Origin of the sequence: Collimonas sp. (assembly GCF_039923675.1) — a bacterium.
In the GTDB taxonomy this organism is placed as follows: domain Bacteria; phylum Pseudomonadota; class Gammaproteobacteria; order Burkholderiales; family Burkholderiaceae_D; genus Collimonas.
The window spans coordinates 1-14,637 of the sequence record NZ_JBDTCG010000076.1; the positions used below are offsets into that span (position 1 = coordinate 1).

Below are 14,637 nucleotides of genomic sequence, written 5' to 3' on the forward strand. Positions count from 1 at the left end.
ACAAAAAAATCAGCGCTCGCTTATCCGCCGGCGCCTGATGACAGCATGACCCTTTGTTAGCCTGATTTCACCCCAAATCACAACGGACAAAACATGTATCTCAAACACGCACTTGCCTTATCCGCCTTCATCGCCAGCGGCGCCAGTATTGCCCAGCAATGCCCCGCCGGCGCCCAGACTCTTACCTACCCTGGCAGCAAAAAAGTCGATCAGACAGACGACTATCATGGCGTCAAGGTAGCCGATCCTTATCGCTGGCTGGAGAACGCCAACGGCGACGATACCAAGGCCTGGGTGGATGCGCAAAACAAGCTGACGCAAAGTTATCTGGAGACGATTCCGGCGCGCACGGCGATCCGCGAGCGGCTCACCAAACTGTGGAACTATGAACGCTTCAGCGTGCCCTTCAAAGAAGGCGGCCGCTATTTCTACAGCCGTAACGACGGCTTGCAAAACCAGGCGGTGTTATACACCGTCAAACAGATCAACGACGAACCGCGCCTGCTGCTGGATCCGAACACGCTGGCAGCCGATGGCACGGTAGCCCTAGCCGGCATTGCGGTCAGCCCGAATGGTAAGTACCTGGCATATGGCACTGCCGCTTCAGGTTCCGACTGGAACGAATGGAAGGTGCGCGACATCGAGAGCGGCAAGGACACCACAGATCATTTGCAATGGGTGAAATTCTCCGGCGCCTCATGGGCCCACGACAGTTCCGGATTTTTTTACAGCCGCTACGATGCGCCGAAAGAAGCCACCAAACTGGCCGACGTCAATTATTTCCAGAAATTGTATTTTCATAAAATGGCTACGCCGCAATCCGATGACGTCCTGGTCTATGACCGTCCGGACCAAAAGGAATGGGGCTTCGCCGGCCACGTGACCGATGATGGCAAATACCTGATCGTCAGCATTTCGCAAGGCACCGAGCAAAAGAACCGGGTGTACTACAAGGACCTGAGCAAGAAGAACGCAGCCATGCAGCCGCTGCTGGACGACTTCGACGCTTCCTACGATTTCATCGACAACGACGGACCGTTGTTCTTCTTCAACTCCAATAAAGATGCGCCTAAGGGCAGTGTGATTGCGATCGACACGCGCCAGCCGCAAGCCGCCAAGTGGAAGGTGATCGTACCGGAAGCGGAGCAAACCTTGCAGGGCGCGAATCTGGTTGACCAGCGCCTGGTGCTCGATTATCTGAAAGACGCACGTAGCCAGATCAAGGTATTTACGCTGGGCGGCAAACTGATACGCGAAGTGGGGTTGCCAGGCATCGGTTCCGCCAGCGGCTTCGGCGGTAAGCGTGGCGACAAGGAAACCTTCTATTCGTTTACCGGCTTCACCACACCTGCGTCAATCTATCGCTACGATCTGGCAAGCGGCAAGAGCAGTGTGTACCGTCAGCCGAAAGTCGATTTCGACCCAAGCGCTTTCGAAACGCGTCAAGTGTTCTACAGCAGCAAGGACGGCACCAAAGTGCCGATGTTCATCGTCTCGAAAAAAGGCATCAAGCTGGATGGCGGCAACCCGACCTATCTGTACGGTTACGGCGGCTTCAATATTTCGCTGACACCGGGGTTCTCCGTCGCCAACCTGGCCTGGATGGAAATGGGCGGCGTCTACGCCGTGCCGAATCTGCGCGGAGGCGGCGAGTACGGCAAAGCCTGGCATGAAGCCGGCACCAAGCTGCACAAGCAAAATGTGTTCGATGATTTCATCGGCGCAGCGCAATGGTTGATCTCTAACAAATATACCTCGCCGCAAAAACTGGCGATCGGCGGCGGCAGCAATGGCGGTTTACTGGTCGGCGCCACCATGGTGCAACGGCCGGATCTGTTTGCCGCGGCGATTCCGCAAGTCGGCGTGATGGACATGCTGCGCTTCCATAAATTCACCATCGGCTGGGGCTGGACTTCGGACTACGGCTCGTCCGACAACGCCGATGAATTCAAGGCCTTGTACGCCTATTCGCCGTTGCATAACCTGAAGCCGGGCACCTGCTATCCGGCGACCCTGGTGACTACCGCCGATCACGATGACCGCGTGGTGCCGGCGCACAGCTTCAAGTTTGTCGCGACCGAACAGGCCGACCAGGCCGGCGCTGCGCCGGTGCTGATACGGATCGATACCAAGGCCGGACACGGTGCAGGCAAGCCAACCACGAAACAGATCGAAGAAGTGGCCGACCGTTGGGGCTTCTTGACCAAGGTGCTGGATATGCATGTCGGACCTGCCGGCGAAGCAGTTGCAGGCGACTTGGCAAAACCTGCGGCGAACTAATCTGGCGAGATAGCCTGGCGCCGGTGTGATCAGCGCGATAAAAAAAATCCAGCGACCATGCAGGTCTGCTGGATTTTTACTTTTCTGTTGTCTTGGTCTGGCTTCAATACAGCGTCCCCTGAAGAGCGGCGAGGCTTTATTACGAAGCCTTCTTTTCATCGAACATATCATGATGTTCATGCTTGAGGCCGTGATAGCATTCGCATGCCCTGGCTTCGAGACCGCTTCTGTCGAGCACCGTCAGGTGCCCCCGCGCATACTGGATCAAGCCTTCTTCCTGCAGCTTGCCGGCCGCCTCGGCCACGGATTCGCGGCGTACGCCCAGCATGGCGGCAATCGAGCTTTGGGTAACGCTGATTTCATTGCCTGGCAAACGGTCCAGCGTCAGCAGCAGGCTACGGCATAATTGCTGCGGCACGCTGTGATGGCGATTGCAGACCGCGGTCTGCGACATTTGCGTAATCAAAGCCTGGGTGTAGCGCAGCAGCAGCTGTTGCAAGGCGCCGCCGCGCGCAAATTCTTCCATCAGAATGTTTGCGCTGAGGCGGAAGCCGTAACCGGCGCTTTTTACCGTGGCCCGGTTGAGGCTCTTGCCGCCGCCCATGAACAGTGCGATGCCCAGTACGCCTTCGTTGCCGATGACCGCTGTTTCCGCAGAGCTGCCGTCTTTCATGTCGTGCAACAAAGAGATGATGCTGCTGGTGACGAAATAGATATGCCGCATCTGGCTGTCGGCCTCGCAGATAGTCATCCCGAAAGGCATCGCGACAAATTCGAGATGCATTTGCAGACGCTTGAAGTCGTCGGCGGGCAGGGACGCGAGTATGTGGTTTTGCAGAGGATTGTGCCCATACAGGCCGGCAATCCGAAGTGAGGTAAGGTTTTGCGCGCCAAGCCGGATAACCTCGGCCTTGCTTTCGTCACGCATGCCGGCTAATACAGCCGCCTTCTTGTTCGCCGCGTTTTTCGCAGTGCTGCTACAACTATTCAATACGTAAGCCATCGCCATCTCCTTCGAGGGTGTGGTGGTACTTCTGTGTATTCATAGTCGCAGCTGGAAGCGGATTACGAAATCGGCGGATTCCTTCTTCTGTTGTAGGACTTCACTGACACAGCAATCGAAAATTCCATAAAAACAATCTTCCAGGTATGCCTGTTTTTGTCAGGAATAGAGGTGGCGGAGGTAAATGGCACGATGGCCGCACCGGCGGCCATCGTTAGGGATTGTTAGCTGCCAGAGCTGCTGGAAGCAGGAGCGGTGGTATCTGGCGCTGACGGCGCAGGGGTAGGGGTGGCTGGTGCTGGCGCCATAGGTGCAATGGCCGGAGGCGCAGCCTGATCTGCGGCCGGTGCTACATTCGGAACATCGGCTTTCTTGCAGCCCGCGACTGCGATCATTGCAAATGCTGTAACCATCAGTGTGTGTCTGAGTAACATATTTTCTCCATCAGAAAGCAGCAGCATGTCAAAACCACCACCATCAAAAAATAAAAAAGTGAATTGCTGACGGTTTTATTTTTATTCAAAAAAACGCGAATGTAAAGTTTCAACCGCTTGCAACGCCCGTATAAAACCACATTGACGTGCCGGTTATGGATGAAAAGCCTTATGCAAAGCCGCTGTGGGGTATTTTTCAAGACGTCGACGTTAAGTTGGCTACCGCACAAAACCGATTGTGGTTTGCCGTTAACCTTGAATTGTGCTGACACGGTAATTCGATCGTGTGATCCGTATTAGAAGCGTATTTTTCCCGTGAATGACCTATGTGGAACGCGCTCATCCGATGTCTTTGGCCATCCTGATTCGTGATGATGCCCGGTTCGTCATTCCAATTTATAAGGACTCATCATGAAAAATATCTACACACTTATTCTTGCCGCCTCGACATTGGCAGCCGCTGCCGCCCAGGCGCAGACTCCTGCAGCCGCCACTGACGGCAACGCCAATGGCGCACAGGTCATCATGGTGCCGATCCCGGGCACCAATCCGGCAGTGTCGTCCGACCCGCTGGTGCAGAAACGCCAGGCCGACAGCGACGCCAATGCTGAATACAAGGCACGGAAAAAGGGCGCAAAAATGGAAATGAAGGAAGAAAAAGCGGATGCCAAGGCGGACATGAAAATGCAAAAAGCCGAAGCTACGAGCGAGCGTAACAAGGCCATGGCGGCAGATCCTGACAAGTAAGAACGCAATCTGCATGCCGGCTTCAGGCCGGCACGCAGGCGATCCGCATCAGGTCTCCGCCAGCGCCCACAACGCCGCACTGCGAGCGTGAATCCCGGTCGTATCAAACAAGCTCACCGCGCAATCCTGCGGACCTACCAGCAGCGATATTTCCGTACATCCCAAGATGATTGCCTGCGCACCTTGCGCGATCAGTTGCACCATCACGCGGCGATATTCGGCGCGCGATTCCTCGCGTATTTTTCCCAGGCATAGTTCTTCGTAGATGATGCGATGCACGATCTCGCGGTCTTGCGGCGTCGGCGTCAGCACCTGCAGGCCGTGGCGTTCGCGCAGCCGTTCCTTGTAAAAATCCTGTTCCATGGTGAAACGCGTGCCGAGCAGCCCCACCGTGGTGAAACCGGCCTGTTTGATTTCATCGGCAGTGGGATCGGCGATATGGAACAAGGGAATGTCAACCGCAGCTTCAATTTCAGATGCCAGCTTATGCATCGTGTTCGTGCATACCACCAGGAAATCCGCGCCGGCGCGTTCCAGTGCACGCGCGACATCGGCTAGCAGTGCGCCCGCCGCAGCCCAGTCGCCGCTATGCTGCAAGCGCTCGATCTCGTGGAAATCGACGCTATAAAGAATAATTTTTGCCGAGTGCAAGCCGCCCAGCTGTTGTTTGATAGTTTCGTTGATCTGGCGGTAGTAGGGCACTGTGGATTCCCAGCTCATGCCGCCAATGAGGCCGATGATTTTCAAGAAAACTCCCTGATGATGATGGTTGATGCAAGCCTGGCGCGCGCCGTCTATAGATGGCAATAACATACTAGCCTAAAGTGGCGCTTGACATTAAGATGCCTGCTTGTCAAAGGAATCGTTCATGTCGCATCTTCTCCCTCCTGTCACGCGATTTTCCAGTTTTGCCGCCGGCGCCCGCGATAGCCTGCCGATGCTGGTTGGCGCGGCGCCGTTCGGCGTTATTTTCGGCGCGCTGATTGCGGCCGGCCCGCTGGCGCCATGGCAGGGCCAGTTCATGTCGCTGAGCGTGTTCGCCGGTTCCAGCCAGTTCATTGCGGTGGGCCTGGCGGCGGCCCAGACCGGAATCCTGGTGATCTGGATGGCCACCTTCATCGTCAACCTGCGCCATATGCTGTATGCAGCAACGTTGTTACCGCGCGTCAGCCATTTGCCGGCGCGCTGGCGCTTCCTGCTAGGTTTCCTGCTGACCGACGAAACCTTCGCCGTGATGAATGCCTACTACCTCAAGCACGGGCACACGCCGCAAGGGCATTGGTACTTCCTGGGATCCGGCTTGTCCATGTACGGCAACTGGCAGTTGTGGACGCTGGCCGGCCTGGTGTTCGGCGAGGCCTTTCCGCAACTGCAAACGCTGGGACTGGATTTTGCCATGGTGGCGACCTTCATCGCGATCGTGGTGCCGCAGCTGTTCCGTTTTCCGCAGCTGGCCGCGGCCATCGCTGCCGGCGCCTTTGCCTGGTTCCTGCGCGATCTGCCCTACAAGCTCGGCTTGATGGCTGCGATCCTCGCCGGCGTCGCCGTCGGATTGGGGATTTCACACTGGCAAGCGGTCAGGTGCGCCGCAAAAACAAGGAGCAAAGCATGACCTACACATTGATGATCGTCGGCATGTCGCTGATCACGGTATTCATCAAGGCTGGAATTTTCATGCTGGGTGAACGCGCCGCTTTTCCAATCTGGCTGAAAGAGGCGCTGGCCTTTGTTCCGGTGACCGTGCTGACGGCGATTATCGTACCGATGGTGCTGGCGCCGCATGGCCAGGGCATCGAGCTAAGCTGGCGCAATCCGCAATTGATCGCCGCCATCGCAGCCATTCTGGTGTGTGCCGCCACGCGCCGCCAGCTGCTGACCATCATGGTGGGGCTGGTAGTGTTTTTTGCCTGGCAATTCGGGGTGCTGGTAAAGTAGGTTGCTTTTCGTCTGCGGCCGTCTGCGCCGGCGGCCGCTGCATTTTTCCCACCATGCCCGGAATCTCCGCCACCAGGGCGTCAATCGCCAGCCTGGTTTTAGCCGGCAGGTAGCGCGACTGTGGCCACACCAGATAGATTTCGGTGGGCAGCACGCTCTCGCTATCCATGACCAGGCTGAGTTCGCCGGCGCGCGCATGTTTTGACATCAGCCAGCACGGCAGCCACGCAAGACCGGCGCCTGCCACCGCGGCGTCGGCGATGGCTTGCAGATCGTCGAACACTAGCCGGATATTCACTTTCGGCTCATGCACCTCGCCTGCGCAATCACGTACTTTCCAAGGTTCCAGGCGGCCCGAACGGCCGTAAGCAATACCGGCATGCCGGCTCATCTCCGCTGCGCTGACCGGCTTGCCATATTCGGCCAGATAAGATGGCGCGGCGCAGATCGACATGGCTTGTGTGGCCAGCCGGCGCGCCACCAGCGTCGCGCTGTCGGGCAGGCTGCCGATGCGGATCGCCAGGTCGAATTTGTCCTCCACCAGGTCCACCACCTGATCGCTGAAGGACATCTCGATCGTCATGCGTGGATGGCGGCGCGCCAGCGCCAGCAAGACCGGCGCCACGCAATGGCGGCCGAACAGCACCGGCACGCTGATCCGCAAACGGCCGACGGCTTCGCATTTGCCGCTGTCCAGCGCCGAGACGCCAGCGTCCAGTTCGGCCAGCGCTCGCACGCACCGTTCGTAATAGGCCTGGCCGTCTTCGGTCAGGCTTTGGCTACGCGTAGTCCGCTGAAACAGGCGTACGCCCAGCCGTTGCTCCAGCCGGGCGATGCTTTTACCTACCGCCGAACGGGTCAGCCGCATGCGTTGCGCCGCCAGGGCAAAGCTGCCGGCCTCGACCGCCTCGACGAAAGCGCTGATGCCGTGTAAGCGATCACTCATTTATTGGATCCATTTACGCTACATACATAGTAAAAAATAACGCCACTGGAGAGTAATTGGCTTCTATATGATAACAGTCTATCCCTGAGCGGGCATCGCAGCAACGCTCGCCAGGCTCCCAGCAATGAGGCTTGGATTGTGTGCAACCAACAGGAGATTTCCATGCAAGCTTATCAAATCCACTCGGGACAAAAAATCGCAGGACTGGAGCGGGTTCAGTGTGAAAGTACTGTGTTGGCAGCGTATGAAGTGCGGGTGCGGGTACATGCGGTATCGCTCAATTATCGCGATCTGATGATCGCCGATGGCAGTTACCGGAGCACTGGCGACGGTCCTGTGATTCCTGCTTCCGATGGCGCTGGCGAAGTAATCGAAACAGGGGCCGCCGTGACCCGGTTCAGGATTGGCGATCGGGTTGTCGCTTCGTTTTTCCCGGGCTGGATCAATGGCGCGCCGACCCCGCAGAACACCAGCGGCGCACTTGGCGCTGTCGCCAACGGCATGCTGGCGGACGAGGTGGTGTTGCACGAGAATGCCTGGGCCGGGATGCCGGCGCACCTGAACTATGCCGAGGCTGCCACGCTGCCTTGCGCCGGGGTGACTGCCTGGAATGCCTTGTTTGTCGAAGGCGGCCTCAGGGCCGGCGACAGCGTGCTGTTGCTGGGTACCGGCGGCGTCTCGATCTGGGCCTTGCAACTGGCAAAGGCGGCCGGCCTGCGCACCATCATTACGTCTTCCAGCGATGAAAAACTGGAGCGTGCGCGCACCCTGGGCGCCAGCGCCACCATCAACTACAGCAGCACGCCGGAATGGCAGGATGAGGTCATGCGGCTGACCGCCGGCCGCGGCGTCGATCTGGTGCTGGAGGTCGGCGGCAAAGGTACGTTGTCGCGCTCGATCCGCAGCACGGCGATGGGCGGCACCATCGCCATCATCGGCGGCGTCAGCGGTTTCGGCGGCGAGCTCGATCCGTTCGCGCTGATCGGCGGCGCCAAGCGTTTGTCGGGGATTTTTGTCGGCAGCCGCAGCATGCTTGAAGATCTCAACCGCTTCCTGGAAGTGACGGCGCTGAAGCCAGTGGTGGATCGCGTCTTCCCGTTCCAGCAAGCGCGCGAAGCCTACAGTTATCTGGAGCAAGCCGGGCACTTTGGCAAAGTGGTGATCGAAGTCGCTCGATAGCAGCCGTGACGGGCTGGTTCAGACAATCAGCGACAGGTTCGGATCAAACAACGGGTTTTCTTCTTTGCCTGCCCGCGCATAACCGCGCGGATTGCACACCACGCGCGTAGCGCCGATCCGATAGTCGAAGCTGTCATGCAGGTGGCCATGCAACCAGAGCGCCGGCTGCCATTGCAGTATGCGTTGCTCAAGATCCGAGACGAAACACGCATTCAACGGTGAACCGGCAAATCTCGGATGCACGCTTTGCGGGCTCGGTGCATGATGGCTGATGACAACCGTGGTGCCATCGTGCGGCTGCGAAAACTGCCGGTCCAGCCAGGCCACGCTGTCATCGAACAGCAATTGCGAAACGGCTGGTGTGAATAGCGCCGGCGAGTCTGGCGCTACGCGTATTTGCGAAAAATCCCTGATCAGTTCTACTGCCTGGCTCAAGCCGAGTGCGCGTTGTTCTTCGCTGCTGAAGAATCTGAAATCGGTCCAAAGCGTGCAACCGAGGAAACGCACGCCGTCCAGCACCACGCTCTGCTGCTGCAAGACATGCACATTGCTTGCCTTGGCGGCGGCGCGCAGTTCAGTCACGGCGCCGGCCAGGTCACGCCCATAGAATTCATGATTGCCGGCCACAAAAAGTGTCGGCGCCGAGAATTGCCTTGCCCATCCCACGGCTTCCGCCGGCCGCCAGATATCACCGGCCAGCACCACCACGTCGGCGTCGGTCTGCGGCGCTTCCATTGGATGGACGGAGAGGTGCAGATCGGATAGCAATGAAATTTTCATGGTATGAATAATAGCCAGGAACAGAGAACAAGCAAGAACAGGAATACTAAAGCCTGTGATGTTGATGGTAAGCGCAATTAAAAAATAAAGGGACGCAAAAGCAATCTGCGTCCCTCTTTTTATTTCAGCAGCAAACGCTATTGTTGCTGCCTGCATTCACGCGGCAGATATTTGTCTTTGATTTCCTGGCTCATGCAGCGCCAGGTGACATGGCCCGCATTGTCAAGCGATGGCGCCAGATTCAAAATCTTGCCGTCGACCGGACCGCCAGCCATGACGATAGAAACCACACCGTTGCGAATATCGATATCGATTTCCTTTACGGATCGCGGCAAGGTTTCCGTAAAGCCGGCCTGCGCAAGATCGGCTGGCATCTGCTTGTGTTCCAGATAATAGCTGGTGATGGATTGGGTTGCTTTTTGTCCGGTAGCGCTCGCTTCAGCGACATGCGCGCGGGTGGTGTAATCCTGATAGGCAGGGATTGCAATCGCAGCCAGGATGCCGATCGCGGCGATGAAAAACCCGATCAGCAGGAAGAACAGAAATACGCCACTGGTGCCGCCTTTGCCGGAGAGTTCTCCCAGCTGTCGCTCTATGCTATGTCCGGAGGCCATGGTTTCTGCGATTTTCTTTTTGCAGTGCGCGTAGTACAAGGCATTGCCGAAAATTGCCGCTCCCAGCCGGCAGCCCAGCACGATCAACACGAAGCCGACACCAAGAATAGCGCTGCCTGACTTGCCGGAGCTGGCGCCGACTATACCCAGCAAGACGCCGAGAATATAAGGTGAAAAAAGATAGAGCAGGGCATTGCGCCACATCTTGCGGTACAAGAACCAATAGAAGGGCACGAATAGCGCGGGCCAATGCCACGATGGACCGCCTCGGCCGGCATGGTCGAAGTTCGCAAATTTACCCAGATAGTAATCCTGGTTTTTCGGGCCGATTTGCGCCGCGTAATACTCTTCGATTTCAACCGGTGCGTTGGCTACCTGCCGGTTTGCCGGCAGGCCCTGCGTGCTCGGTGAGAAGGCGGCGCCGCAGCTGGAACAGAATTTTGCGGCGGCGTCATTGGCAGACACACATTGCGGACAAAACATTCACTTTCCCCCTGATATTTTCGTTTTGGCATGGAGCTTTTTGCCGGCTCCTCTGTCTTCGCGTCTCATGCTTTATATTTCATGCGGTCTGCATCATTGATGTGACGGTCTATCCGCAGCGAGGGCAAGCATAGCTAAAATGTTGAAATTAAACAACATTAATTAAGCAATATTAAAATGTTGCTTGCTTCGATTTCCGCAACGCCGTTTTCAATGCTTCAGCCAGCAGCCGGCAGTGCTGCTGCAAGGCTTCTGCAAAGGCATCCGCCAGCAGCGATGACGGCCGGTGTTCAGGCCGCACCAGGCTGACATTGAACGGTATCGATTCCGAGAACCGGCGCAAATGCAGGCCACGTCCCGCTTCATCCATGGCGGTCAGGGGATTGACGATGGCGACGCCCAGTCCCTGCCGCACCATGGCGCAGACCGATGCCGCGCTCGCGGTTTCAATCACCATGCGGCGCTCGATGCCATGCCGTTCAAAAACATCATCCAATTGTTGCCGGTAGATGTCGAACAGAGACAGGTTGATGAAGCCTTGCCCTGAAAAATCCCTGGGCGTCAGCTTTTGCTTGGCCAGCAACGGATGGCCGTCTGCCAAGACGCACACCATATCGCCTGAAAACAGCAGTGTCTGCCGGGTGGCGGCCGGTGCGGCGACGGTTTCCGTGATGCCGATATCGTAGCGCTGGGAAGTCAGCCATTCCTCCAGCAACGGCGATTCCTGTGGCGTGATGCTCAGGCTGACCGTGGGAAAATTCTCCAGGAAACGGCGGCAGGCGGCCGGTAGCAGCGTTTGGGCAAAAGTTGGCAGACAGATCACGGACAGCTGGCCGTGCTCGAATTGCCGTATCGACCCCGCCATGCTGACGATGCGTTCCAGTCCGAGATAAGAGCGGCGGACTTCTTCATACAGTATCAGCGCGGGGGCGGTCGCCACCAGGCGGCCGCGCACACGGTCGAACAATTTCATCCGGACCAGCGATTCGAAACGCGCCAGTTCCCTGCTGACAGTCGGCTGCGAGGTGCGCAAAAGCGCTGCGGCGGCGGTGACACTGCCGGCGGTCATGACTGCCCGGAATACTTCGATGTGTCTTAGCGTGATAGACATTTTTGCTTATCTCCAGGAGATTCATCCTATATCGTATATGAATGGATATGCAAATAATTGATATTTTATTGAATAATATATTTAGCGGATCATTTGACCCTATCCCCACTTATTTATCGAGAACCGGCATGAATACCGCTTTGCTAGAGACCTTTCCCGACCTTGCCCGCCAATACGGCACGCCGCTGTGGATCTACGACGCTGAAATGATCGCCGGCCGGATACAGCAGCTGAAAATGTTTGACGTCATCCGCTTTGCACAAAAAGCCTGCTCGAATATCCATATCCTGAAGCTGATGCACGAGCAAGGCGTCATGGTCGATGCCGTGTCGCTGGGGGAAATCGAGCGCGCCTTGCAAGCCGGTTATAGCCCGAAGGGAGAGCCTGCGGGGCTGGTATTTACCGCAGATTTGCTGGACTCGGCAACCCTGACGCGGGTCACCGAACTCGATATCGAAGTCAACGCCGGTTCGATCGACATGCTGGAACAGATTGGTGCAGCCAAGCCAGGCCATCGCGTCTGGTTGCGCATCAACCCGGGTTTCGGCCACGGCCACAGCGCTAAAACCAATACCGGTGGGGAGAATAGCAAGCACGGTATCTGGCACACGGACCTGGAGCGCGCCTTGCAAGTGATCAAGCGTCACGGCTTGCAACTGGTCGGGCTGCACATGCATATCGGTTCCGGCGTCGATTACAGCCATTTGAAGCAGGTCTGCGGCGCCATGGTCGACACCGTCAAGCGGCTCGGTTGCGAACTGGAAGCGGTGTCGGCCGGCGGTGGCCTGTCGATTCCCTACAAGGAGGGTGAGCAGCCCATCGATTGCGCGCACTATTTCTCGCTCTGGGATGCTGCGCGCAAAGAGATCGCGGCGCATCTGGGGCATCCGGTGCGGCTGGAAATCGAGCCGGGCCGTTTTCTCGTCGCAGAAGCCGGTGCGCTGCTCTCGGAAGTGCGCGCGGTCAAGGACAATGGCAGCAACCATTTCGTGCTGGCCGATGCCGGCTTCAACGATTTGATGCGGCCGGCAATGTACGGTAGCTACCATCACATCTCGGTGATCCGGCAAAGCAAGCGCGCCAGCGCTGCGGCGGTGCTGCGGCCGACGGTGGTCGCCGGCCCGCTGTGCGAATCGGGCGATATTTTCACCCAGCATGACGGCGGCATCGTCGCCCCGCGCTCGATGCCGGAGGCGCGGGTGGGCGACTACCTGGTGTTTCATGACGCCGGTGCTTATGGCGCTTCCATGTCATCCAATTACAATAGCCGGCCCTTGCTGGCAGAAGTCTTGATCGAGGGCGGCAAGCATCGCTTGATACGGCGTCGCCAGACTGTGGCGGAACTGATCGCACTGGAAACCGGCGTATAGCGGCTGGCAAAGACATATCGGCAACAGCGGTCCCAAGAAAAAAGCGGCATCCGGAAAACTCCGGCTGCCGCTTTTTTGTTAATAGACTTGAATCCTAGGCGTGCAGGTAAGCATCCTCGCCATGCAAGTCCTCATCCATCCGGTCCTGCGTTTCGGCGCCGACCTTGACCGGCGTGAACAGGTTGATCAGCCACAGCATGCCGTAGGTGAAGGCAAAGGCCCAGATGCCGGAGACGATCACCGCGCCGCACTGGGCGAAGAAGAATGAGGTATTTCCCAGTAAAAGGCCATCCGCGCCGTTGGCGTTCCACGCCTTGGACGCAAATACGCCGAGCAGGATGGTGCCGGCCATGCCGCCGACGCCATGCACGCCCCAGACGTCAAGCGCATCATCCCAGCCCAGCCGGTTTTTGAGGGCGACGGCATAGAAGCAGATCAGGCCGGCGCAGATGCCGATGATGGCCGCGGTGCCGAGCGAGACGTAACCGGCGGCAGGCGTGATCGTCGCCAGGCCGGCGACGCCGCCGGTCAGCAGGCCGATGAACTTCGGTTTCTTGTGATAGAACCATTCGATGAACAGCCAGGTGATGGCACCGAACGATGCGGCGACGTCGGTGTTCAGGAACGCCGATGCGGTAACGGCATCGACGCGGAATTCCGAACCGGCGTTAAAGCCATACCAGCCAAACCACAGCAAGCCGGAACCCAGCGCAATCAGCGGCACGTTGTGCGGCTTGAGTTCCACTTTCCGGCGGCGGCCGACATACAGCACCGAAGCCAGCGCGGCAAAGCCGGCGGTGTTATGCACCACGATGCCGCCGGCATAATCCAGCACGCCCCATTTCGCAAACAAGCCATCCGGACTCCACACCATGTGGACAAACGGGAAGTAGACGAATACCAGCCAGCCGGTCAGGAACAGGAAATACGCCTTGAAGGTGACGCGGTTGGCGAAGGCGCCGGTGATCAGCGCCGGGGTGATAATCGCAAACATCATCTGGTAGGCAACGTGAACGATGAGCGGAATGCCGGCATCGTTACCGGTGTACATGCTGGACAGCGTGATCCCGTGCAGGAAAGCGTAGTAGGTCGGATCGCCGATGATGCCATGCCACGACGGGCCGAAGCACATCGAGTAGCCGAAGGCGAACCACAGCACGGTGGTCCAGCCGAGCGAGATGAAGCTTTGCATCATGATCGCCAGCACGTTCTTGCGCCCGACCAGGCCGCCGTAGAAAAACGCCAGCCCGGGCGTCATCAGCATCACCAGGCTGGAACAAAGCAGCATGAAAGCTGTATTGCCGATGTTGATCGGCATGATTGAAGGTGTCATGGGTAACGTCTTTTAATTGTTTTAAGGGCAAATGATGGCTTGGGAAATCCGGCGCGGGCCGATTGCGGCCGTCGCCGGAGCATGTTGCTGCGCCAGACCGGCACGCCGTTTTCAATCTGGGAATTGTGGATGGTACAGATAAATAGTTGCTTATATAAGACGACGAAAGATCATGTTATTCCGTATCTCAGGTATTGAGTTGTGTGCGTGACAGCGGCTATTGATGAAATTGGCTGATCTGAAAAGCGCAACCAATCCTTACGTCATTCTGATCATTATGTAAGGGACTGTGCAGACGAGGGTGTAAATAATTTTGTGTAAACGGTCATTTGGCAGGACACTGCCGCCATCAAGGAGAAACAATGACCGTCGCAACGCGTAACAAACGGGCCAAGCCCGATCCAGAACTGCTGAAACTGGCT

At 57.5% G+C, this 14,637-nt stretch carries 13 protein-coding genes; 6 read left to right on the forward strand and 7 right to left on the reverse strand.

The features are described from left to right. The first annotated feature begins 93 nt into the window (after nucleotides 1-93). Nucleotides 94-2,280 (forward strand): prolyl oligopeptidase family serine peptidase, encoded by a 2,187-nt coding sequence (locus ABI171_RS15620; protein ID WP_348093450.1) that lies wholly within the window; start codon nucleotides 94-96, stop codon nucleotides 2,278-2,280. Nucleotides 2,281-2,419: 139 nt separating this feature from the next. Here the strand turns inward: ABI171_RS15620 and ABI171_RS15625 are convergent, their stop codons facing one another. After that, entirely contained in the window at nucleotides 2,420-3,289 is an 870-nt protein-coding gene (locus ABI171_RS15625) for a Crp/Fnr family transcriptional regulator (RefSeq protein WP_348093451.1), read from the reverse strand. 839 nt (nucleotides 3,290-4,128) lie between these two features. Between ABI171_RS15625 and ABI171_RS15630 the strand changes: the two genes are divergently transcribed. After that, a complete protein-coding gene (locus ABI171_RS15630) occupies nucleotides 4,129-4,464 on the forward strand; it encodes a hypothetical protein (protein ID WP_348093452.1) in 336 nt (111 codons plus the stop codon). Nucleotides 4,465-4,512: 48 nt separating this feature from the next. Here ABI171_RS15630 and ABI171_RS15635 read toward each other — a convergent pair whose 3' ends face one another. Further along, entirely contained in the window at nucleotides 4,513-5,211 is a 699-nt protein-coding gene (locus tag ABI171_RS15635) for an aspartate/glutamate racemase family protein (RefSeq protein WP_348093462.1), read from the reverse strand. Between the two features lie 121 nt (nucleotides 5,212-5,332). On the opposite strand from ABI171_RS15635, the gene ABI171_RS15640 reads away from it, so the two are divergent. Beyond that, the gene (locus ABI171_RS15640; protein WP_348093453.1) at nucleotides 5,333-6,076 is read left to right on the forward strand and encodes an AzlC family ABC transporter permease; all 744 of its coding nucleotides are present in this window, start codon (nucleotides 5,333-5,335) and stop codon (nucleotides 6,074-6,076) included. Beyond that, the gene (locus ABI171_RS15645) at nucleotides 6,073-6,399 is read left to right on the forward strand and encodes an AzlD domain-containing protein (protein ID WP_348093454.1); all 327 of its coding nucleotides are present in this window, start codon (nucleotides 6,073-6,075) and stop codon (nucleotides 6,397-6,399) included. Before ABI171_RS15640 ends, ABI171_RS15645 begins: the two co-directional genes overlap by 4 nt. Here ABI171_RS15645 and ABI171_RS15650 read toward each other — a convergent pair. After that, the gene (locus ABI171_RS15650; RefSeq protein ID WP_348093455.1) at nucleotides 6,344-7,345 is read right to left on the reverse strand and encodes a LysR family transcriptional regulator; all 1,002 of its coding nucleotides are present in this window, start codon (nucleotides 7,343-7,345) and stop codon (nucleotides 6,344-6,346) included. The two genes, ABI171_RS15645 and ABI171_RS15650, sit on opposite strands and share 56 nt — an antisense overlap. A 162-nt stretch (nucleotides 7,346-7,507) precedes the next feature. Between ABI171_RS15650 and ABI171_RS15655 the strand changes: the two genes are divergently transcribed. After that, entirely contained in the window at nucleotides 7,508-8,524 is a 1,017-nt protein-coding gene (locus tag ABI171_RS15655; protein WP_348093456.1) for an NAD(P)-dependent alcohol dehydrogenase, read from the forward strand. Nucleotides 8,525-8,542: 18 nt separating this feature from the next. Here ABI171_RS15655 and ABI171_RS15660 read toward each other — a convergent pair whose 3' ends face one another. From ABI171_RS15660 to ABI171_RS15670, 3 genes are all read right to left on the reverse strand, one after another. Further along, a complete protein-coding gene (locus tag ABI171_RS15660; RefSeq protein WP_348093457.1) occupies nucleotides 8,543-9,304 on the reverse strand; it encodes a metallophosphoesterase in 762 nt (253 codons plus the stop codon). Nucleotides 9,305-9,441: 137 nt separating this feature from the next. Further along, the gene (locus ABI171_RS15665) at nucleotides 9,442-10,401 is read right to left on the reverse strand and encodes a pilin (protein WP_348093458.1); all 960 of its coding nucleotides are present in this window, start codon (nucleotides 10,399-10,401) and stop codon (nucleotides 9,442-9,444) included. Nucleotides 10,402-10,573: 172 nt separating this feature from the next. After that, on the reverse strand, nucleotides 10,574-11,512 hold the full coding sequence (locus tag ABI171_RS15670) for a LysR family transcriptional regulator (protein WP_348093459.1): 939 nt from the start codon (nucleotides 11,510-11,512) through the stop codon (nucleotides 10,574-10,576). Nucleotides 11,513-11,640: 128 nt separating this feature from the next. Between ABI171_RS15670 and lysA the strand changes: the two genes are divergently transcribed. Beyond that, nucleotides 11,641-12,882 (forward strand): diaminopimelate decarboxylase, encoded by a 1,242-nt coding sequence (gene lysA, locus ABI171_RS15675; protein ID WP_348093460.1) that lies wholly within the window; start codon nucleotides 11,641-11,643, stop codon nucleotides 12,880-12,882. A gap of 94 nt (nucleotides 12,883-12,976) precedes the next feature. Here lysA and ABI171_RS15680 read toward each other — a convergent pair whose 3' ends face one another. After that, nucleotides 12,977-14,215, reverse strand: coding sequence for an ammonium transporter (locus ABI171_RS15680; protein ID WP_348093461.1), 1,239 nt, complete (start codon nucleotides 14,213-14,215; stop codon nucleotides 12,977-12,979). Between the last annotated feature and the right edge of the window lie 422 nt (nucleotides 14,216-14,637).

What these genes read in the sequence shown, in the direction of transcription:
- ABI171_RS15620 (WP_348093450.1), top strand. Translation starts at nt 94, where the DNA reads ATGTATCTCAAACACGCACTTGCCTTATCCGCCTTCATCGCCAGCGGC.
- ABI171_RS15625 (WP_348093451.1), bottom strand. Translation starts at nt 3,289, where the DNA reads ATGGCGATGGCTTACGTATTGAATAGTTGTAGCAGCACTGCGAAAAAC.
- ABI171_RS15630 (WP_348093452.1), top strand. Translation starts at nt 4,129, where the DNA reads ATGAAAAATATCTACACACTTATTCTTGCCGCCTCGACATTGGCAGCC.
- ABI171_RS15640 (WP_348093453.1), top strand. Translation starts at nt 5,333, where the DNA reads ATGTCGCATCTTCTCCCTCCTGTCACGCGATTTTCCAGTTTTGCCGCC.
- ABI171_RS15645 (WP_348093454.1), top strand. Translation starts at nt 6,073, where the DNA reads ATGACCTACACATTGATGATCGTCGGCATGTCGCTGATCACGGTATTC.
- ABI171_RS15650 (WP_348093455.1), bottom strand. Translation starts at nt 7,345, where the DNA reads ATGAGTGATCGCTTACACGGCATCAGCGCTTTCGTCGAGGCGGTCGAG.
- ABI171_RS15655 (WP_348093456.1), top strand. Translation starts at nt 7,508, where the DNA reads ATGCAAGCTTATCAAATCCACTCGGGACAAAAAATCGCAGGACTGGAG.
- ABI171_RS15660 (WP_348093457.1), bottom strand. Translation starts at nt 9,304, where the DNA reads ATGAAAATTTCATTGCTATCCGATCTGCACCTCTCCGTCCATCCAATG.
- ABI171_RS15665 (WP_348093458.1), bottom strand. Translation starts at nt 10,401, where the DNA reads ATGTTTTGTCCGCAATGTGTGTCTGCCAATGACGCCGCCGCAAAATTC.
- ABI171_RS15670 (WP_348093459.1), bottom strand. Translation starts at nt 11,512, where the DNA reads ATGTCTATCACGCTAAGACACATCGAAGTATTCCGGGCAGTCATGACC.
- lysA (WP_348093460.1), top strand. Translation starts at nt 11,641, where the DNA reads ATGAATACCGCTTTGCTAGAGACCTTTCCCGACCTTGCCCGCCAATAC.
- ABI171_RS15680 (WP_348093461.1), bottom strand. Translation starts at nt 14,215, where the DNA reads ATGACACCTTCAATCATGCCGATCAACATCGGCAATACAGCTTTCATG.